Below are 17,190 nucleotides of genomic sequence, written 5' to 3' on the forward strand. Positions count from 1 at the left end.
TTTTAGTTGAAGACGAAAATACAAACATAGAAGGAGATAAAAATGCGATGAATAAAGTGAAAAGCTCGAATTTGGGTTATCCGAGAATTGGTGAAAATCGTGAATGGAAAAAGGCTCTCGAACAGTTTTGGGGTGGTAAACTAGAAAAAGAGGCGTTCTTAAAACAGGTCGAGGAGATTCGTTTGCAGCATCTTCAAAAACAAAAGGATAAAGGAATTGACCTGATCCCAGTCGGAGACTTTAGCTTGTATGACCATATTCTTGATACTGCTGTTATGTTCGGTCTAGTACCGAAGCGCTTTAAATACGATGGAGGTAAAGTATCACTTGAAACGTATTTTGATATAGCACGAGGCACTAACGGTTCGGTTGCATCTGAAATGACAAAATGGTTTAACACAAACTATCATTATATTGTTCCAGAACTGGACAGAGCAATACCTTCCCTTGTCGAAAATCGCCCACTTCAATTTTATAAAGAGGCAAAGCAAAAACTTGGTATTGACGGAAAGCCTGTTATCTTAGGACCTGTAACATTCGTAAAGTTGTCAAAAGGGTATAAAGAAAGTGAGTTCCATGCAGTTGTAGATCAATTTGTACCGCTTTATGCTGAGATTTTACGTGAATTGCAAAAAGAAGGTGTAGAGTGGGTACAAATCGATGAACCAATTCTCTCTACAACAATCTCAAAAGAAGAGGTAGCATTATGTAAAGGCGTTTATAGAACGTTGCATGAGGCGGCACCAAACGTAAAGGTGATTTTACAAACATATTTTGATAGTATTGAACATTTCGAAGATGTCATTTCACTTCCTGTTCAAGGGATTGGTCTTGATTTTGTACATGATCATGGTGAGAATCTTATTGCTTTGAAAAAACATGGTTTCCCAAAAGATAAGGTGCTTGCTGCTGGAATAATTGACGGACGTAATATATGGCGTGCGAATCTAGATGATAAATTATCCACCCTAGCAGAGATTACAAAAGTCGTTTCAAAAGATCACCTTATTGTACAACCTTCATCAAGTTTATTGCATATACCTGTGACCGTTAAAAGTGAAGAATCACTCGATGAGGTATTAAAGGAAGCATTATCATTTGCTGATGAAAAATTATATGAAGTCGCTGTCCTTACAAAAGGTATACAAATTGGAAGAGATGCGATACAAGAAGAAATGGCGGCAAGTACAAAAGTGATTCAAACTTTAAATGAATCATCTTTTCGATATAACAAACAAGTTCGTGAAGCCATTCAAAAATTGCCTAACTATAAAGTAGAACGTGAAGTACCATTTCATGTTCGTCAAAAGATTCAAGAAGAGGCTTTTCAATTGCCACTTCTACCAACCACAACAATTGGAAGCTTCCCACAAACCCAAGAGGTAAGAAAACAGCGTTTAAATTGGCGTAAAGGCGAGTTAACGGATGCGGAATATGAAGAATATATTAATGCAGAAATAAGAAAATGGATTGATATTCAAGAAGAGCTTGGCTTAGATGTGTTTGTACATGGAGAATTTGAACGTACAGATATGGTTGAATATTTTGGAGAAAAATTAGCCGGTTTTCAATTCACAAAATTTGGCTGGGTTCAGTCATATGGTTCCCGTTGTGTAAAGCCACCTCTTATTTATGGGGACGTGTCTTATCAAGCACCAATGACAGTTAAAGAAACTGTATATGCACAATCGTTAACAACCAAGCCGGTAAAAGGGATGTTAACAGGTCCAATAACAATATTAAATTGGTCGTTTGTACGGGATGATATTTCACGCTATGATGTTGCCAATCAAATTGCGCTTGCGCTTCGAAAAGAAGTGGAAACACTTGAGGCTCATGGAATCCATATGATTCAAGTCGATGAGCCGGCAATTCGCGAAGGACTACCATTAAAACGTGAAAACTGGGAAAGCTATCTGAACGCTGCCGTTTATGCATTTAAACTTGCTACCACCTCAGTGCGAAATGATACACAAATTCATACTCATATGTGCTATTCAGACTTCGAAGAGATTATCGATGCCATTAAAGCACTCGATGCTGATGTTATTTCAATTGAAACCTCAAGAAGTCATGGTGAATTAATTCATGCCTTTGAAGAAAATACGTATGACAAAGGTATCGGTCTTGGTGTATATGACATTCATAGCCCACGTGTACCAAAGCTTGAAGAGCTGGTAAGAAACGTTGATCGTGCTCTTCAAGTACTTGATCCGAAGCTGTTCTGGATTAATCCTGATTGCGGTTTAAAGACACGCGGTATTAATGAAACGGTGGATGCACTTAAGGTGATGGTTGAAGCAGCAAAACAAACAAGGGAAAAGCTTAGAACAAAGCACACTATTAATTTATAAGAGATTTAAAGCATTAACGAGATCTTTATTAGGTCTCGTTTTACTTTGAGTTAAATTATAATCCCAACAATAATTTATGTGGCGGAACTGTTTTAGGAATATTTAAATGACCTATTCAATAACAATAGAATAATTGCAGTATTTAAGGGGGCCTTAGCATGAACGGACAAGAACGCGAATTACATGCTGATACAGGGGTTACATCTGGGCTATTCGTTGAGCGTTCATTAAATGAAATTCGTTTTTGGGCTAGGATCATGAAAGAGCATTCTTTATTTCTTCGATTAGGTTTTAGAGCAGAGGATACACAACTCATTCAAGAGGCTAATCAATTTTATCGTTTATTTGAACAAATCGAACAAACTGCCTATTCCTTCAATAACCAAACAGACCCCGAACAAATAAGAAGGTTTAATTCCGAGGTACAACAAGCTGCAACGAATATTTTCGTATTTAAAAGAAAAGTATTAGGATTAATTCTCACATGCAAATTACCTGGGCAAAATAATTTCCCACTATTAGTTGACCATACAAGTAGGGAAGCCAATTATTTTAGAAAAAGATTAATGGAATTAAATGAAGGAAAATTACAACCGCTTCCAGATGCCATTATTAAAGAAAATGTCTTCTTTTTAAGGATTATGGCAGATCACGCCAAATTTATTGGCCATCTCCTTGATCCATCAGAAAGGAAACTAGTTGATTTAGCACGCAATTTCAGCAATGATTTTGATCAATTGCTGTATCAAGCAAGAGATTTAGATTCTATGAAGCCACAATCTCAAACAGTTCCTCTTTTAGATCAATTCCTTGATCAAAATCGGGTGTCGGTCGCTTCTCTAAGGGACTTTAAGAGAACAGCTCGTGATTTAATTGAGCAATGTAGAATAAAGAGCATTATTCATCCTTTATTAGCAGACCATGTTTTCCGGGAAGCTGATAGGTTTCTTGAAATCATTGATATGTTTGACGCGCATCTTACAGGCAGTACACAATAAACTAGAAAACAGCTAATGTTAGAGAATGTGTAAAGCATTTGGTCTTGAAAGTAATAATCGAGTTGCTGCAGCAGCTCTTATTTTTTTTGAAAGGTTTTGGGTCAACGGTTCAATAAGTTCATTTTTCCGTTTTTTCTAAAATTATAACACATACATAATAGACAAGATTCCATTCAAAAACGACTTGCATATTATACAACGAGGTGATTTCACCATGAAAGTTAAGTATGCAGAAAGAGGTACTTTTGATCCGGATAAAGCGGCTAGGGGACTAATTGAATTGTTTAATAAAACCTACAAGCAAAATAGTCAAGAAAATAAACCACCTGATAGAGCGGAGATTAAAGCAAAGTAAACTTGTGTACCAATATGGTATGCGGTTTTTTTTATTGTTTTATATTATGGATGGAAAAACCTTAAACCAAAAGTTTAAAGGATCCAGTAAATTTAGAAATGTAACAGATGTAAAATGGCTGGATGGTTCGTATGTATATGAAGTAAATAAAAGCCATGGCTTATTTGTTGAATCTGCTTTAAAGCCGTTGTCAGATTACGATGGCAAGGTGTTGGAACAGGAGCATATTGATATTGAATATAAGTTTTTCATTGGGGATGTTGTTCAAGTAAAGGGATATGAGGCAGACCTTTTCAAAGTAGTTGGTTTCCGGACAGAAATTTGGCGTTCTAAAGATGATGCGTGGGAAGATGTTATTTATGAGCTCTCCAGGGTTCATGATGGGGAGTGGCTTGAAGTCGGGGAGGACGAACTTACTTTAATCGCCGATGCGGAAAGTGCGGACACCTTTATTCAAAAACTAGGTCTCTTATACTTAGTGAATAAGCAGGAAAAAAACAATTCTAAGTCGCAAATAAAGAATCAAGTTCGCCAATCAGAGCTTGAAGAAATCACCCGAAAAAAAGAAAAGAAGAGATTGATAGATGATCTATTAGATCTCTATAATGATTATCGAATTTTATATAATTTATTTCATGACCAGGAATATTATCAGGTCATGCGGGTTATCTTGAAAAAATTGAAAGCCATCTCAAAGGAAGACGGAAAAAGCCATGTATAGCTACCATCTGATGATTTCAACTAATAGGTAGATGACGAATGGAATTCCCGCCCATTTAATCATAGAAAACATGGTATCTGTTATTCTTTCAAACCATTTAATGATATGACTTTCTTCTTGATTCAGATCATTTCTTAAAGCTTCTAACTTCCATTTTAATTCTGACATATTCTCACACCTCTAATGGTTGTTTTTACTTATCTTATGCTTGTCCATTCTTAAAAAGACTTCCTTTTTAACGTTGTACACAAAAGCACGAAATTATATCAGAAGCTTTTTTAAGTAACTAGCATGAAAAAGCTTTATGGTTCATACATTCTGTAAAAAGGGGGCGATAGCTTGAAAGAAATTGAGGTTTTTATTGATACAGAAGAGATTGCAGAATTTTTCTTTCATGAGCTGGTAAAAAGGGGATACGTTCCCAGTGAAGAGGAGTTGGAGGAAATCGCAGATATTACCTTCGAATATTTAATTGAAAAAAGTATTATTGATGAGGAAGTAGAGGACGAGTAGGTAATATCTATTTTAAAATTAGGGGATTTAGTTATTCCTTTATGATAAATCAACCGAAAGGCGTGCATCTTATTGCCCGCTTTTTGTTTGTGTTCCTCAAAGATAAAAGGGAAAAATTATGAAATCACGAAACCTTTTATTAGTGGCTTCGTATAAATGATTACGAAGACGGAGGAGGGAATAGGATGTTCAAAAAGATCATTAAATCGATTATCCAAAGTAAGTTGGGTTCTCATCATAAACACCATCATTACGGTTCGTCCAGTGATGCTTGGAAAAAACAAAAATATTATAAGCACAATCATATGGGGCATCATCATTATAAAAAGAAGCATAAAAGCGGCAGTTTCTTGTCTAGTTTTTTTAGCAGTTAAACGATGATCAAAAAAGTGATGTTATTGCTTTCCCATATTTTAGAGAGACCTTTTCATTCAGCTGATGTAATTGCTGGACGATACGAAGTGATTAAGCATTTAGGGGCTGGCGGTTATGGGCACAGTTATCTAGTGTTTGATGAAAAGACTGGTACAAAAAAGGTATTAAAAGCACTTCGCCTTCATAAAAGGCTTACTAAAGAGGGAAGAAATGGATTTGAGGTTGAGAAGAAACTATTAGGCTCACTTGAACATCCTGGATTTCCAAAATATTATGAGGATGGAATGCATAATACCATCCCATTTTTTACGATGGAATATATTAATGGAAAGAATTTTGAGCAGCTCATTTTTTATGAGGGCTGGAAAATAACTGAATTAGAATCTTTTACAATTGCCTCCAAATTACTGGAGCAAATTGACTATTTGCACCGAATGGGAGTCATTCATCGAGATATTCGAATTCCTAATGTCCTATTAGACGGGACTTCGATTCGACTAATCGATTTAGGATTGGCTAGACCGTTAGATGGTTCAAAAAAGAAGAAGGGTCCCAGCCAAGATCTAAGAAAGGAGCTAAACTTTCAGGCAGATTTTTACGGGCTCGGTCATTTTCTACTGTTTTTGCTCTATTCGAATTTTTCCTTTGAAAAGAATCAGCAAGAAAAATCGTGGGAAGAGGAGTTAAATATATCGCCACAAGGCCAGCAAATTATAAAACGGCTACTCCAAATAAATCCTGTATACGAGAATTGTGATCAAGTAAGAGCGGATATACATCTATTAACGAAACAATTAGGAGGTATGAAACATGTCATTCTTTAACAAAGTTTTTGCAAGTGTGGGGATTGGATCAGCAACTGTGGATACAAAGCTTGAAAAGGAAACGTATATGCCTGGAGAGACGATTAATGGGGTAGTGGAGATAAAAGGTGGAAAGATTGATCAACAAGTAGATGATATCTATCTTTCTGTGAACACCACTTATTTACGGGAATCAGATGATCGTAAATATTCTGTGACCGCAACGATTGACCGTTTTCGTGTGACAGCCCCTTTCACCATTAGAGTGAATGAAAGAAAAGAAGTTCCATTCTCATTCCAATTGCCATATGATACACCATTATCCATTGGTAGGTCTAAGATATGGGTGAGCACCGGTCTAGATATAAAAGGTGGAGTGGATCCAAGTGACAAGGATTATTTAAAAGTGGTCCCTAATCCGTTAATGACGGCTGTGTTTAATGCTGTTGATCAACTCGGTTTCAGAATACGTGAAGCAGATTGTGAAGAAGCACCAAGAAGGCTGCGTGGACGTTTGCCTTTTGTTCAAGAATTTGAGTTTGTCCCAACATCAGGTCCCTTTAGAGGAAAACTGGATGAACTTGAAGTAGTCTTCCTCCCATCAGGTAACGGTGAATTAGATATTATGTTCCAAGTTGACCGAAGAGCGAGAGGTTTAGCCGGCTTATTCTCTGAAGCAATAGGAACGGATGAAACCAACGTCAGGTTATCCATAACCAACCAGGACATGCCATATCTACAACAGAAAATTCAAAGCGTAATTGAAAGATATTCTTAGAAAATCAAAAAAATTGGATTCGACAAAATTAGTGGAAATTTGATGAAGGAATTTTTAATGGTTATCTCCAATTATTAGAATAGTCAAATAACTCTTTTGGTTGGAGGAGATCAAATGATCAAACTATTAACAAATAAAAGTGGTACTCATTATGATGTGACGATCTTTCAAACTCCAAGGCAGCGGGAAAAAAAAGGGCATAAACAAGTTTATAGAACAACTATTGAGGCCAATAGCCGAGAAAATTGTTTGAAGGAAACCTTTAGTCGATTTAATGTAACCGATCGAATTCCCCTAAACTATAAGGGCAGATTCTTGACTACCGGGGATATCGTCCTAATTGATGAAGGACGTGGTGGACAGCATTACTATCAATTAAAACCAGGTGGCTGGTTTCCTATTAATCGAATCCTCTTGCTTTAACATATAAAAACCTAAGGGTAGCTCCCTTAGGTATTTTTTTAGTGGTTAGCGTTTACGTCCGCCGCTTGCTTGGTTTTCTTTGGCATGGGCCTCATGCTCGGCTACAATCGCTTCGGCAGGAATATGATTATTTTTTTTCGGTGAATTAATGCGGCTGCGATGCTTTTTTCCCATAATGGATCTCTCCTCATTTTATATTTGTGGAAAAATACATAGTGCTTTCTTTGGAGCTATTAATAGAATGCCTCATTTTTAAAATTTCATGACAGAGGGATAAAAAGTATGAACAGATTATTAAAAATTACATTTTCATGATTAATTCTTTGTTAATTTTAATTAAAAGATGTTATTCTAAACACTAAGGGTTTTATTTTTATTATGTTACAATTGTTTTAATCATTTGGAAGTAAGCTTAAGGTTGTAGAAATAGGTTTTAGCCCATTATGTTATTTATTTTTATGGTTATTGAAAGTGGTGAAGGCTTTGGAAGAAGAGAAAAATGAACAACAAAAAGAAACTCAAGAGCAAGCAACTGAAAACAAGTCGGGGTATATTCGCCTGAAAAAGTTCCACTTTATTATGCTGTTGTTTTTAATTGTGTTTTTATCAGCTGGAATAACGACCGTAGCCCTTTCGTTTGGTGATGAGAAGGTGGTTACCGTTAATAATGAAAGAACTGAATTCAGCAAGCTGTACGAAGCATATGATACATTAAAAAAAGAATATTATAAAAAACTTGATGATCAAAAGTTAATTAACGGGGCAATTAATGGTCTTGTGGAATCATTGGATGATCCCTATTCTGATTATATGAGCAAGTCAGAAGCGACAAGTTTTCATAACAGCATCTCCTCTTCGTTTGAAGGAATTGGTGCTGAGATTCAAGAGAAGGACGGACACATTTTAATTGTATCACCAATTAAAGGGTCTCCTGCAGAAAAAGCCGGTTTAAAACCAAATGATATGATCCTATCGGTTAATGGGAAATCCCTTCAAGGAATGACTTCAAGTCAAGCTGTCACTTTAATTAGAGGTAAAAAGGGAACAAAAGTGGAGCTTTCCATTCAACGTCCGGGCTCAGAAGCACCGATCAGTGTTCCGATTGTCCGGGATGAGATACCAATTGAAACCGTTTATGGTGAAATGGTAGATGATAAAATCGCTAAAGTTCAAATTACAAGTTTCTCCAGCAATACTTCAAAGGAACTGGTTACAACCTTAAATGATTTGCAGAAAAAAGGGATGCAAGGATTGGTTTTAGACTTGAGACAAAATCCAGGAGGATTATTGGACCAAGCTATTTCCATATCAAGTATGTTTGTTCCTAAAGGAAAGCTTATTGTGAAAGAAGAAGATCGAAACGGGAAAATCAAGGAAATTCCTTCCCAGAATGAAGGTAATCCTAATCTTCCGCTTGTTGTCTTAATCGATAAGGGAAGTGCAAGTGCGTCGGAAATCCTTTCAGCAGCAGTAAAAGAGTCAGCTGGAGTACCGCTTGTTGGAGAGAAATCATTTGGTAAAGGAACAGTACAAACGGCATCAAACTTTAAAGACGGTTCAAATTTGAAATACACGATAGCGAAATGGTTAACGCCAAATGGCAACTGGATTCACAAAAAAGGGATTAAACCTGATTACGAGGTCGCACTTCCTGAATATGCAACTTTGTCAATTATTAACCCTGATAAAGAATTAGCCCTATCATCCTCCTCCACAGAGGTCCAAAATGCGCAGAAAATGTTAAAAGCAATTGGGTATGACCCTGGGCGTGAAGATGGATTTTTCGATGAAAAAACAAAGGCTGCCGTAATCGCATTCCAAACAGCCAATCAATTACCTGCAGATGGTGTTTTAAAAGGTGATTCCAGCATGAAACTGATGGAACTGTTACGAGAAAAAATTCAAGCTAATGATACTCAGCTGCAAAAAGCGGTAGAGGTATTAAAAGGAAGAATGAAATAGAGGAAAAATCCCGATTCGATGAGAGTCGGGATTTTTTATTCATGAAAAAAATGAATGAGATGGAGAACTTCAGGTAACTCTTAAAATGTAGTATTTTTGTCTGCTGAAGGGGGAGTTACGTGAAAAGGTTTGTCATCATCCTTATATTTTTTCAGATCCTCCTAAATGGACCACGGGTCGATGCTACGTCTGAAATTAGTTATAAGGTGGAAATGCCAAATTGGAAGGAAGTTGACCGGATTCTGCCCCGGTATTCCAAGTTTACAGTGATGGATGTAGAGACGGGTAAGCGGTTTCGTGTTCAAAGGCGTGCAGGAAGTCATCACGCAGATGTTCAACCGCTGTCTGTTAAAGATACGAAAATCATGAAATCGATTTATGGAGGGAAATGGAGTTGGAAGCGGCGGGCCATCATTGTTATTCAAAAGGATCATTGGTTCGCTGCATCCATGCATGGAATGCCACATGGAGCCGGAGCATTGAAAAATGATTTTCCCGGCCATTTTTGTATTCATTTTTATGGAAGCACGACACATCGGTCTAATTCCATGGATTTATCCCACATGCTAATGGTGTTGAAAGCATCGGGACAATTGGATGAATACCTTGGGAAAGCAAATCCTTATGAGGTAACCAATGCTTATATTGCCGGCATTAAACAGCAAGATGTTAAAATTGTTTCACAGGCATCTCTACAAAAGGTGAAATGGCCGCCTATCTTAAAAAAAGTGGAGAATGTGGGAATATCAACGATGGAGCTGTTACCGCCAGAGGATTTAACGGAGGAATTATATATCGACATCCCTATTACTGTGGATTGGTTTATTAAAAATGAAGGCAGAAAGGTTTTTAGAGGAAAGATCCATTTGGTCCGTTATTCTCTGACAGATCCCTGGAAAGTTGATTCGAAACATTTTTTACAGGAACATCACCTATAAAGCATACAAAAAACACCTATGAAAGGTGTTTTTTGTATGCTTTACATTGGCTGTTCACCAAATTTTGCAAATGTAAGTTCATCCTCTACTAATCCACAAACTCCGCATTGAATCCGATAATCTGGCCCGTTGTAGGCCCGATGAAACGGTTCAAGTTCTCCTTTTTCATATTCTTTTATAACAGAACCTGTAGCAGGGTCAAGTTTTACAGAATGGGATACTTGTTCAATAATATTGAAACGGCTACGATTTGTTTTACAATTTGGACAGCGATATGGGGTATCCATATAGTGCTCCTTTCCAAGTGTATTTTGAATCTATTTTTTGCAATTGCGTAGGTAAATATGTAACAATGCAAATGGAGGGAGATTGAATGGTCAAAAAACTTATTATTGGACTTATTTCAGTTCTATTTATTATTTCGGCAGCTGCCTGCGGAAATACTACTAAAAAGGAAGATAGTGGTAAGATGCCAGAGATGGTAGAGGTTCATTTATCTGTAAATCCAGATAAGGCTGAACCGAATCAACAAGTCACGTTCGAAGCAAAAGTGACCCAAGGGAGTGAAGCGGTAACGGATGCGGATGAAGTGGTCTTTGAGATTTGGCGGTCAAAGGATGAAAACCATGAGAAGATTAAAGTTAAACATGCTGAAAACGGCATTTATCGGCTGGAAAAATCATTTACCCAAGAAGGGACATACTATTTCGTTTCCCATGTTACCGCCAGAAATATGCATAACATGCCTAAAACAGAATTTACCGTTGGAACCCCGAGTGAACCGGAAGCACCATCCACACAAGGGACTATGGATAACATGGAAATGGATCAAGATGAAGGGCATTAAGGACTACAAACAAAAGGAATACAAATGCAAACTAATTTAACACTAGTTGATTGTAGCAAAATCAGACTAGTAAAATGAAACTCAAAGAGGGAGCATCAAATATTAGCCCCCTCTTTTACTTATCTTTTTTTGCTCTCATGTTCACTTTTGTTTTTTTTCCTAGTTTTTCATCCACATATTGATTAACCTTATCACTTATTTCCTTTGAAAATTCTCCTTCGTAGGATGTACCAATGTTTAATTTTCCTGTTAATTCCTTTATCCCCAGTTGGCCAAAATTATTGGCATAATCTAGCTTTTCGATATTGATGTTCTCCACAGTTAGATGAGTTACATGAATGACCGGGATCGACTCTGTTTCTTTCTTTGGGTTTAAAGGCGGGTCCCTTTTGGACTTGACTTCTTTTAGGCTTGATTCCAACTCAGCTATTTTCTGCTCTAATACCGTGAATTTTTGGGAGTATGTTTTGTTCGTGGTGAAAAATCGAATGAAGAAACGCATCAGATCCCTCTATTCATTAGACGTTGGGTTAACGGAAATCGGGATATCTTCTACTTCTTCCTCATTGATTGGCATCATAATATATAAAATACCTTGTTGAATCTCAGTTTTTACCTTTTGAATTAAAATTGGATAAGGCAACGTTAGTTCCTTTTTAAAATTTCGATTCATGCGTTCTTTGACATAATATTTGCAATTTGTCTGTAACGATTTAAATTCCCCGGTGATCGTGAGCACCTGTTGCTGAATAGAAATACGAAGATTTTCTCGGGAAATGCCAGGAATTTCTGCTTCAACCACCAGTTTCTTATCTATTTCAAATAAATCACATTTTGGAAAGAAATCGTTGATGGATGATGTAGGTGAAATGGGGGAAGGATTTTTCTGTTGGGTATCGAATATTTTATTCCAAAATGTTTCGGTTTGAAACTTCTGGGCCACATCCATCCAGTGTTTAAATTTATCGATTTCCATTTTTTCACCCCTTAGGCGTAGACTTATTAATTCATATTATTAATCGTTCATAAAAACATGCAAAAAAAAAGACGGTTTATAAAATTTCAGTCACGTCGATTTGGGAAAACTGCATATCCACATTTTTAGGTATTTTTATTTCAAGTATTCCGTCTTTATAATTTGCGATCGCGCCTTTCTTTTTAACGATTGCCGGAAGAGTTATGGTGTGTTTATCATCATCCTCTGGTACTCGCTCAATAATTAACTGATTGGATGTGTGGTAGAGACGAAGTTTCTTCACCCATTCTTCATCTTTTAAGGGAATTCTAACAAAAACATAATCATGAGTCTCAAAGGCAGAGGAATTTAATGTTTCAGTTTGAGAGCTTCGTTGAGCGGTGGATGAGGTAAAGTTGCTGAACATATCCTGCGGATTCATCATTCCACCCATATTATTGGGCATAACTTTACCTATAATATCTTGGACGTATTTATCTATTTCCCCGGGATTCATTTTTTGTAATGAATCCCTAATTTCTTTATTAAATGGGAACATATTCCAAGGGAACATGGTGACACTCCTTTTCTCTTTAAATTTGATTTAGAATTGGTGCCGACGGGTTTGCAATTTGGTCCTGATCAGTAATGTCAATATCGGTATATCCGTTTAAATGACCTGAGGTTGATGGGGATAAATCACCGAAAGCCATATTCGTCCCAATTAGTTTTTGGTTAGAAGTATGTGAGTTGTGAACAATTGGTCCTAGATCAATACTGCCATTATTGTTAATGGCATTTGTTTTAATATTAAATATATTTATTTGAAAAGGCATGATTATGTTTCAGTCCTTTATATGGGATTAGAGAAGACATTTGATGGGTTGGCGATATCTCCCATATCATTGATATCCGGATCAATAAATACATTTTCCATAGCTGCTGTTGGAGGTGCAAAATCTCCATATGAGGAATTTTGCCCTTGAGATTTACTGTTAGCTGTGTGAGCATTATGAAGTGCGTCACCGATGTTGACAGACCCATTGTTAGAAACACTGTTAATTTTCAGGCTGAAAATATTGATTACAGTCTGCATGCTGTCACATCCTTTTCTTTGATACCCCATCATATGCAAATGAATGCCCATGGGTTATTAATAATTGGGATATCCAAGCTATGGTTGTACATAAAAATATAAAATAAATATTTGCATATCAGAATAAATCTTTTTAACATGGGGTTAGGGAGAAATTTTTAAGTAGAGAGGTAATGTCTGTGAAAAACAAAACGGCATTAATTACAGGGGGAGCGTCCGGCATTGGCAAAAGAACGGCCATGACACTTGCAGAATTAGGTATCCAGCTGGTTATTAACTATAGAAAGAGTGAAACGGAAGCGATTGCACTAGCAAATCAATTAACCGATTGTTATGGGACAAAAAATATGGCAATTCGGGGGGATGTGGCGGATCAACAGGATTGCAGGAGAGTGGTCGATGAAGCATTAGCCCATTTTGAAAGTATAGATATTTTAATCCATAATGCCGGACCGTACATACATGAGCGAAAAAAACTGACCGATTATTCTTTCGAAGAATGGAATTATATCATGCAAGGCAATTTGCATTCTGTTTTTTATTTAACCAAGCTCATTATTCCATCAATGAGAAGACAGCAATGGGGGAGGATCATTACCCTTGGTTTTGATCGAGTGGAAACTTCTCCAGGTTGGATGTACCGTTCAGCCTTTGCTGCAGCCAAAACAGGGTTAGCTTCTTTAACGCGAACGATTTCAATGGAAGAGGCAGAGAATGGAATCACAGCCAATATGGTTAGTCCCGGAGATATCGTGAATGAATGGAAAGAAAAATCCATACAAGATGCCATTTCCGAAAGTCGGTTGCCCTCAAGAGAAGGAACGGGAGAGGATATCGCCAGAACCATCGCATTTTTAATTGACGAAAAATCTGATTTTATAACAGGAAGTATTATTCCGGTAACCGGTGGAATAGATGTGTTAGGGAAAGTATTTAAAAAGTAGCTATAGTATGAAAGTTGCTCCTTTTGTGGATAATATAAAGTAACATTAAAGAGAGGAGCAAAGACTATGAGTTTTAACCTCAATAGAATCAACCCTAATCAAACCCAAGTATTTTTTCATGATGGACGTTTAGAAACGATGACCAATGAGGAACTTGAAGAATTTTTGCTCCAAATGGGTCTTAGTGATGTAAATGAAGCATTAGAACAGAATCTCATTGAATAATAAAATAAGTAAAAGCAATCGGACATCCGATTGCTTTTACGCTTCAAGACGAGCAGAATCAGCCTGCGCAGCACCATTCCGCCATAGATATAATGTATATAAATCTTTAGGTATTTCGTATAAATCAAAAATATCTCCATTGGCATTTATTTGTTCATATAAGTTTTTTCTCGTTTCATTCGCTTTTACAACATAAGGCAGTTTCTCCGCTGCTTTAATCGAGCGGATGTTAACTTTGCGAATCCTCATAAAAACTTTTTCAATTCCCAACTCGAAAAAAAGCTCTTGAAAAAAAGCATCTTTTGCAATCGCATTATAGCCTTTTCCGTGATAGGGTTTTCCGAGCCAAGTCCCTAAAAAGCCAGCTTGTGATTCAAGATCAAATAAGCTGATAGTGCCAATCGGTGTTCCCCATTCATCCAGAACGGTCCGTGAGATTAATTCACCACGTTCTTCTGCTTCAATGGTTTGTTTTGTAATAAACAAAAATTCTTCATAAGAAGTGGCTTTTTGGCGCACAAAAGGGAAGACATCTGGGTGCGTAATTAATTCAAATAGTTCATGGCTATCTTGAAGATCTCGTTTCTTAAGCATGAATATCCCTCCAGTTAGGGCATACCGATTCCATGTCTAAAGAAGCGGCCCACCCTCGAAATTTTTTTAAGTTGAAAAAAAATTTCGGGGTGGGAATCGAACCCACTAGAACCAGTATAAACTGGTGGCGCACCATTTGCCTTCCCTATATCATTTTTGTTGTACTTACTAATAATGCTTTGTAAAACCCCCGCAGATTAGTATAAAAAAATAGTTTTACCTAGAGTATAATACAAGAAAAATTTCAAAAAAGAAATAGTTTTTTTGCTTCATTTTTGTTAAAAATTTTCCTCTCATTTCAACAATATTCTACATATCTGAATACACTATTTCTCCAGCGATCATGGTCCATTTTGGTTTGGCTAAATAATGGAACGGATGATGGTCCCATAAAACCAAATCTGCATGTTTTCCGGGTTCAATGCTCCCAACCGAGGCATCAATTTTTAAATTTCTGGCAGGGAGAATGGTGATACCTTCAAGTGCTTTTTGTTCTGAGAGTCCTTCCCTCATGGCGAGGCTGGCACAAATATTCAAATATTGAATCGGTGTATAGGGATGATCAGTGGTAATCGAAACCTCTATCCCTTGATTCGTTAATTCCTGATAGGTCTTCCACGTTTTATTTTTCAATTCAACCTTAGATCTTCTTGTTAAGGTTGGTCCTACAGATACTTTTAAACCAGTATTAGGCAACTCATTAGCAATTAAATGTCCTTCGGTGCAATGCTCAATCCGTAAATCCAAGTTAAATTCTTCAGCAAGCCTAAGTGCTGTTATGATATCGTCTGCTCGATGGGCATGGATTCTTACCGGAATCTCCCTTTTAAGAGCCATGACAAGCGGCTTGATTCTGAGATCATCGGTATTTTCGGCATGGATGGCTGAATAGAAGGCCTCTCTTAACATCCCCATAATTCCCATTCGTGTAATAGAATCACTTTTGCCATGACTATGCACTCGTTTTGGATTTTCGCCTAAAGCAATCTTCAAACCGGATATATCCTGGAAAATCATTTTATTAATATTTTTCCCTGCCGTCTTGATTACCGAAGTGGTTCCACCGATGATATTAGCACTCCCAGGCATCACATGTGCCGTCGTGACCCCGCTTTTGAGGGCATCTGTAAATGCGGGGTCCAACGGATAAACTCCATCAATAGCCCGAATATGCGGTGTCATTGCCTCCGCCGTTTCATTGGCATCGTTTCCTGCCCAACCAGTCCCTTCATCATATAAGCCCAAATGGGTATGAACATCAATAAATCCCGGAAAAAGGTAATCCCCTTTGCAATCCATAATCTGTATTTCAGTTGATTTTGGAATAATGTTTGGTGCCACCTGTGTAATGATTCCGTCCTCAATGAATACATCACCATTTTTAATTTGTGGAGTTGTAATCGGATAAATCGTTGCATTTTTTAACAGTAACTTTTTCATAATACTACCTTTCTAAACGTGTTAATTCTATTTTATCCATTATAACAAGGGATCGTTATTGGAAAAAAAGTTTTTGTTTTAATTTTAGGCTATGTTAAAGAATACTGTTAATTTTAAACCCTGTTGATTGGAGCGAAGGCATGAAGACTCCTCGAAAATGCTAATGCATTTCCTTTGTGCGTGGGCGAATTCTAGGAAGAAAATCAATGTCCTGTGGGAGTACGGTTCTTGAGAGACCACGCAGGCGCAAGCGCCGAGGAGGCTCTCCGAAACGCCTACGAACCGCTCGTGATTGGAGCGGAAATCAACATACAAGTTTCACAGAGCCTAATTTTATATAAGTAAATTTTAAGGAAATGATGGAACCTTTGAAAGGATCATACGTAAATAATGAGAAGAAGGAAATGCTAGGAGGGTCTGAAATGGTTAGTAATGATGAAAAAATGTTGGCCGCTGTCCTTTATGTGGTTAGTTTCTTTGCACCTGTAGTGGGACCTTTGATTATTTGGCTTCTAAAAAGGGATCAATCCTCATTTATCGATTACCATGGAAAGGAATATTTTAATTTTCTTATATCTTATACAGTCTATTTAACGATTAGTGGAATCTTAACCATTATCCTTATTGGGTTTGTCGGATTAGCTATTTTCAGCGTCATGTTATTTGTATTTACGATTGTTGCAGCGGTGAAAGCCTACGAAGGCAGTGAATATCGATTCCCATTAATCTTTAGAATAATTAAGTAATGGGATTATTAGCCTGGCATTTTATTTATGTCGGGTTTTTTACATAATGGTTTTAAAGCAAGATAGTTTTCATTTAAATCAAGGTGGACTATAATTTTTATTAATTCTTTTTTTATAGAAGGG

25 protein-coding genes are annotated in these 17,190 nt (G+C 37.1%); 15 read left to right on the forward strand and 10 right to left on the reverse strand.

Going from position 1 to position 17,190, the window contains the following annotated elements; translation table 11 throughout:
* Positions 1 to 47 precede the first annotated feature (47 nt).
* The 4 genes from metE (at position 48) to ACI3K6_RS01120 (ending at position 4,428) form a co-directional block, all read left to right on the forward strand.
* Positions 48 to 2,354: a 5-methyltetrahydropteroyltriglutamate--homocysteine S-methyltransferase gene (metE, locus tag ACI3K6_RS01105; protein WP_435553354.1), complete on the forward strand. Its 2,307-nt coding sequence runs from the start codon at positions 48 to 50 to the stop codon at positions 2,352 to 2,354.
* A 158-nt stretch (positions 2,355 to 2,512) separates the two neighbouring features.
* Positions 2,513 to 3,352, forward strand: coding sequence for a DUF2935 domain-containing protein (locus ACI3K6_RS01110; protein WP_435553355.1), 840 nt, complete (start codon positions 2,513 to 2,515; stop codon positions 3,350 to 3,352).
* 214 nt (positions 3,353 to 3,566) lie between these two features.
* Complete coding sequence (locus tag ACI3K6_RS01115) at positions 3,567 to 3,707, forward strand: hypothetical protein (RefSeq protein WP_335477833.1); 141 nt, start codon at positions 3,567 to 3,569, stop codon at positions 3,705 to 3,707.
* Between the two features lie 46 nt (positions 3,708 to 3,753).
* Positions 3,754 to 4,428, forward strand: a complete 675-nt coding sequence (locus tag ACI3K6_RS01120) for a hypothetical protein (protein WP_435553849.1) — start codon at positions 3,754 to 3,756, stop codon at positions 4,426 to 4,428.
* On the opposite strand, the gene ACI3K6_RS01125 is transcribed toward ACI3K6_RS01120, so the two are convergent.
* Positions 4,429 to 4,596, reverse strand: a complete 168-nt coding sequence (locus tag ACI3K6_RS01125) for a hypothetical protein (protein ID WP_335477831.1) — start codon at positions 4,594 to 4,596, stop codon at positions 4,429 to 4,431.
* Positions 4,597 to 4,767: 171 nt separating this feature from the next.
* Between ACI3K6_RS01125 and ACI3K6_RS01130 the strand changes: the two genes are divergently transcribed.
* The 5 genes from ACI3K6_RS01130 (at position 4,768) to ACI3K6_RS01150 (ending at position 7,320) form a co-directional block, all read left to right on the forward strand.
* Positions 4,768 to 4,941, forward strand: coding sequence for a YozD family protein (locus ACI3K6_RS01130; RefSeq protein ID WP_335477829.1), 174 nt, complete (start codon positions 4,768 to 4,770; stop codon positions 4,939 to 4,941).
* A gap of 185 nt (positions 4,942 to 5,126) precedes the next feature.
* On the forward strand, positions 5,127 to 5,315 hold the full coding sequence (locus ACI3K6_RS01135; protein WP_335477827.1) for a hypothetical protein: 189 nt from the start codon (positions 5,127 to 5,129) through the stop codon (positions 5,313 to 5,315).
* A gap of 3 nt (positions 5,316 to 5,318) precedes the next feature.
* Entirely contained in the window at positions 5,319 to 6,140 is an 822-nt protein-coding gene (locus ACI3K6_RS01140; protein WP_435553356.1) for a serine/threonine-protein kinase, read from the forward strand.
* Positions 6,127 to 6,897 (forward strand): sporulation protein, encoded by a 771-nt coding sequence (locus ACI3K6_RS01145; RefSeq protein ID WP_435553357.1) that lies wholly within the window; start codon positions 6,127 to 6,129, stop codon positions 6,895 to 6,897. The genes ACI3K6_RS01140 and ACI3K6_RS01145 overlap by 14 nt, the downstream gene beginning before the upstream one ends.
* Positions 6,898 to 7,011: 114 nt before the next feature.
* The gene (locus ACI3K6_RS01150) at positions 7,012 to 7,320 is read left to right on the forward strand and encodes a YodL domain-containing protein (RefSeq protein ID WP_335477822.1); all 309 of its coding nucleotides are present in this window, start codon (positions 7,012 to 7,014) and stop codon (positions 7,318 to 7,320) included.
* A 45-nt stretch (positions 7,321 to 7,365) separates the two neighbouring features.
* On the opposite strand, the gene ACI3K6_RS01155 is transcribed toward ACI3K6_RS01150, so the two are convergent.
* Positions 7,366 to 7,494, reverse strand: coding sequence for a hypothetical protein (locus tag ACI3K6_RS01155; RefSeq protein ID WP_435553358.1), 129 nt, complete (start codon positions 7,492 to 7,494; stop codon positions 7,366 to 7,368).
* A 309-nt stretch (positions 7,495 to 7,803) separates the two neighbouring features.
* Here ACI3K6_RS01155 and ACI3K6_RS01160 point away from each other — a divergent pair, with 309 nt between their 5' ends.
* Both ACI3K6_RS01160 and ACI3K6_RS01165 read left to right on the forward strand, forming a co-directional pair.
* Entirely contained in the window at positions 7,804 to 9,282 is a 1,479-nt protein-coding gene (locus ACI3K6_RS01160; protein WP_472850919.1) for a lmo1851 family serine protease, read from the forward strand.
* A gap of 119 nt (positions 9,283 to 9,401) precedes the next feature.
* Entirely contained in the window at positions 9,402 to 10,220 is an 819-nt protein-coding gene (locus ACI3K6_RS01165; RefSeq protein WP_435553359.1) for a hypothetical protein, read from the forward strand.
* Between the two features lie 41 nt (positions 10,221 to 10,261).
* On the opposite strand, the gene ACI3K6_RS01170 is transcribed toward ACI3K6_RS01165, so the two are convergent.
* Positions 10,262 to 10,507, reverse strand: coding sequence for a DNA alkylation repair protein (locus ACI3K6_RS01170; protein ID WP_335481903.1), 246 nt, complete (start codon positions 10,505 to 10,507; stop codon positions 10,262 to 10,264).
* An 86-nt stretch (positions 10,508 to 10,593) separates the two neighbouring features.
* On the opposite strand from ACI3K6_RS01170, the gene ACI3K6_RS01175 reads away from it, so the two are divergent.
* On the forward strand, positions 10,594 to 11,067 hold the full coding sequence (locus tag ACI3K6_RS01175; protein WP_435553360.1) for a FixH family protein: 474 nt from the start codon (positions 10,594 to 10,596) through the stop codon (positions 11,065 to 11,067).
* A 115-nt stretch (positions 11,068 to 11,182) separates the two neighbouring features.
* Here the strand turns inward: ACI3K6_RS01175 and ACI3K6_RS01180 are convergent, their stop codons facing one another.
* From ACI3K6_RS01180 to ACI3K6_RS01200, 5 genes are all read right to left on the reverse strand, one after another.
* Complete coding sequence (locus tag ACI3K6_RS01180) at positions 11,183 to 11,569, reverse strand: hypothetical protein (protein WP_435553361.1); 387 nt, start codon at positions 11,567 to 11,569, stop codon at positions 11,183 to 11,185.
* A gap of 9 nt (positions 11,570 to 11,578) precedes the next feature.
* Complete coding sequence (locus ACI3K6_RS01185; protein WP_435553362.1) at positions 11,579 to 12,043, reverse strand: Hsp20/alpha crystallin family protein; 465 nt, start codon at positions 12,041 to 12,043, stop codon at positions 11,579 to 11,581.
* A gap of 76 nt (positions 12,044 to 12,119) precedes the next feature.
* Positions 12,120 to 12,596: an Hsp20/alpha crystallin family protein gene (locus ACI3K6_RS01190; protein ID WP_435553363.1), complete on the reverse strand. Its 477-nt coding sequence runs from the start codon at positions 12,594 to 12,596 to the stop codon at positions 12,120 to 12,122.
* A 19-nt stretch (positions 12,597 to 12,615) separates the two neighbouring features.
* Positions 12,616 to 12,858 carry a spore germination protein gene (locus tag ACI3K6_RS01195; RefSeq protein ID WP_435553364.1) on the reverse strand — a complete coding sequence of 81 codons (243 nt, stop codon included), beginning with the start codon at positions 12,856 to 12,858 and terminating at the stop codon, positions 12,616 to 12,618.
* A 17-nt stretch (positions 12,859 to 12,875) separates the two neighbouring features.
* Positions 12,876 to 13,118: a spore germination protein gene (locus ACI3K6_RS01200; RefSeq protein ID WP_435553365.1), complete on the reverse strand. Its 243-nt coding sequence runs from the start codon at positions 13,116 to 13,118 to the stop codon at positions 12,876 to 12,878.
* A gap of 179 nt (positions 13,119 to 13,297) precedes the next feature.
* On the opposite strand from ACI3K6_RS01200, the gene ACI3K6_RS01205 reads away from it, so the two are divergent.
* Both ACI3K6_RS01205 and ACI3K6_RS01210 read left to right on the forward strand, forming a co-directional pair.
* Positions 13,298 to 14,062, forward strand: coding sequence for an SDR family oxidoreductase (locus ACI3K6_RS01205; protein WP_435553366.1), 765 nt, complete (start codon positions 13,298 to 13,300; stop codon positions 14,060 to 14,062).
* A 66-nt stretch (positions 14,063 to 14,128) separates the two neighbouring features.
* Positions 14,129 to 14,287, forward strand: a complete 159-nt coding sequence (locus tag ACI3K6_RS01210; RefSeq protein WP_435553367.1) for a hypothetical protein — start codon at positions 14,129 to 14,131, stop codon at positions 14,285 to 14,287.
* 36 nt (positions 14,288 to 14,323) lie between these two features.
* On the opposite strand, the gene ACI3K6_RS01215 is transcribed toward ACI3K6_RS01210, so the two are convergent.
* Both ACI3K6_RS01215 and ACI3K6_RS01220 read right to left on the reverse strand, forming a co-directional pair.
* On the reverse strand, positions 14,324 to 14,881 hold the full coding sequence (locus ACI3K6_RS01215) for a GNAT family N-acetyltransferase (protein ID WP_435553368.1): 558 nt from the start codon (positions 14,879 to 14,881) through the stop codon (positions 14,324 to 14,326).
* 309 nt (positions 14,882 to 15,190) lie between these two features.
* Complete coding sequence (locus tag ACI3K6_RS01220) at positions 15,191 to 16,321, reverse strand: amidohydrolase (RefSeq protein ID WP_435553369.1); 1,131 nt, start codon at positions 16,319 to 16,321, stop codon at positions 15,191 to 15,193.
* 422 nt (positions 16,322 to 16,743) lie between these two features.
* Between ACI3K6_RS01220 and ACI3K6_RS01225 the strand changes: the two genes are divergently transcribed.
* Positions 16,744 to 17,067: a DUF4870 domain-containing protein gene (locus ACI3K6_RS01225; protein ID WP_435553370.1), complete on the forward strand. Its 324-nt coding sequence runs from the start codon at positions 16,744 to 16,746 to the stop codon at positions 17,065 to 17,067.
* Positions 17,068 to 17,190 lie beyond the last annotated feature (123 nt).

It is taken from the genome of Neobacillus solisequens (assembly GCF_051233465.1).
Lineage (GTDB): Bacteria > Bacillota > Bacilli > Bacillales > Cytobacillaceae > Neobacillus.

Coding starts and splice junctions, on each gene's coding strand:
- metE (WP_435553354.1), top strand. CDS start 48: ATGAATAAAGTGAAAAGCTCGAATTTGGGTTATCCGAGAATTGGTGAA.
- ACI3K6_RS01110 (WP_435553355.1), top strand. CDS start 2,513: ATGAACGGACAAGAACGCGAATTACATGCTGATACAGGGGTTACATCT.
- ACI3K6_RS01115 (WP_335477833.1), top strand. CDS start 3,567: ATGAAAGTTAAGTATGCAGAAAGAGGTACTTTTGATCCGGATAAAGCG.
- ACI3K6_RS01120 (WP_435553849.1), top strand. CDS start 3,754: ATGGATGGAAAAACCTTAAACCAAAAGTTTAAAGGATCCAGTAAATTT.
- ACI3K6_RS01125 (WP_335477831.1), bottom strand. CDS start 4,596: ATGTCAGAATTAAAATGGAAGTTAGAAGCTTTAAGAAATGATCTGAAT.
- ACI3K6_RS01135 (WP_335477827.1), top strand. CDS start 5,127: ATGTTCAAAAAGATCATTAAATCGATTATCCAAAGTAAGTTGGGTTCT.
- ACI3K6_RS01140 (WP_435553356.1), top strand. CDS start 5,319: ATGATCAAAAAAGTGATGTTATTGCTTTCCCATATTTTAGAGAGACCT.
- ACI3K6_RS01145 (WP_435553357.1), top strand. CDS start 6,127: ATGTCATTCTTTAACAAAGTTTTTGCAAGTGTGGGGATTGGATCAGCA.
- ACI3K6_RS01150 (WP_335477822.1), top strand. CDS start 7,012: ATGATCAAACTATTAACAAATAAAAGTGGTACTCATTATGATGTGACG.
- ACI3K6_RS01155 (WP_435553358.1), bottom strand. CDS start 7,494: ATGGGAAAAAAGCATCGCAGCCGCATTAATTCACCGAAAAAAAATAAT.
- ACI3K6_RS01170 (WP_335481903.1), bottom strand. CDS start 10,507: ATGGATACCCCATATCGCTGTCCAAATTGTAAAACAAATCGTAGCCGT.
- ACI3K6_RS01175 (WP_435553360.1), top strand. CDS start 10,594: ATGGTCAAAAAACTTATTATTGGACTTATTTCAGTTCTATTTATTATT.
- ACI3K6_RS01180 (WP_435553361.1), bottom strand. CDS start 11,569: ATGCGTTTCTTCATTCGATTTTTCACCACGAACAAAACATACTCCCAA.
- ACI3K6_RS01185 (WP_435553362.1), bottom strand. CDS start 12,043: ATGGAAATCGATAAATTTAAACACTGGATGGATGTGGCCCAGAAGTTT.
- ACI3K6_RS01190 (WP_435553363.1), bottom strand. CDS start 12,596: ATGTTCCCTTGGAATATGTTCCCATTTAATAAAGAAATTAGGGATTCA.
- ACI3K6_RS01195 (WP_435553364.1), bottom strand. CDS start 12,858: ATGCCTTTTCAAATAAATATATTTAATATTAAAACAAATGCCATTAAC.
- ACI3K6_RS01200 (WP_435553365.1), bottom strand. CDS start 13,118: ATGCAGACTGTAATCAATATTTTCAGCCTGAAAATTAACAGTGTTTCT.
- ACI3K6_RS01210 (WP_435553367.1), top strand. CDS start 14,129: ATGAGTTTTAACCTCAATAGAATCAACCCTAATCAAACCCAAGTATTT.
- ACI3K6_RS01215 (WP_435553368.1), bottom strand. CDS start 14,881: ATGCTTAAGAAACGAGATCTTCAAGATAGCCATGAACTATTTGAATTA.
- ACI3K6_RS01220 (WP_435553369.1), bottom strand. CDS start 16,321: ATGAAAAAGTTACTGTTAAAAAATGCAACGATTTATCCGATTACAACT.
- ACI3K6_RS01225 (WP_435553370.1), top strand. CDS start 16,744: ATGGTTAGTAATGATGAAAAAATGTTGGCCGCTGTCCTTTATGTGGTT.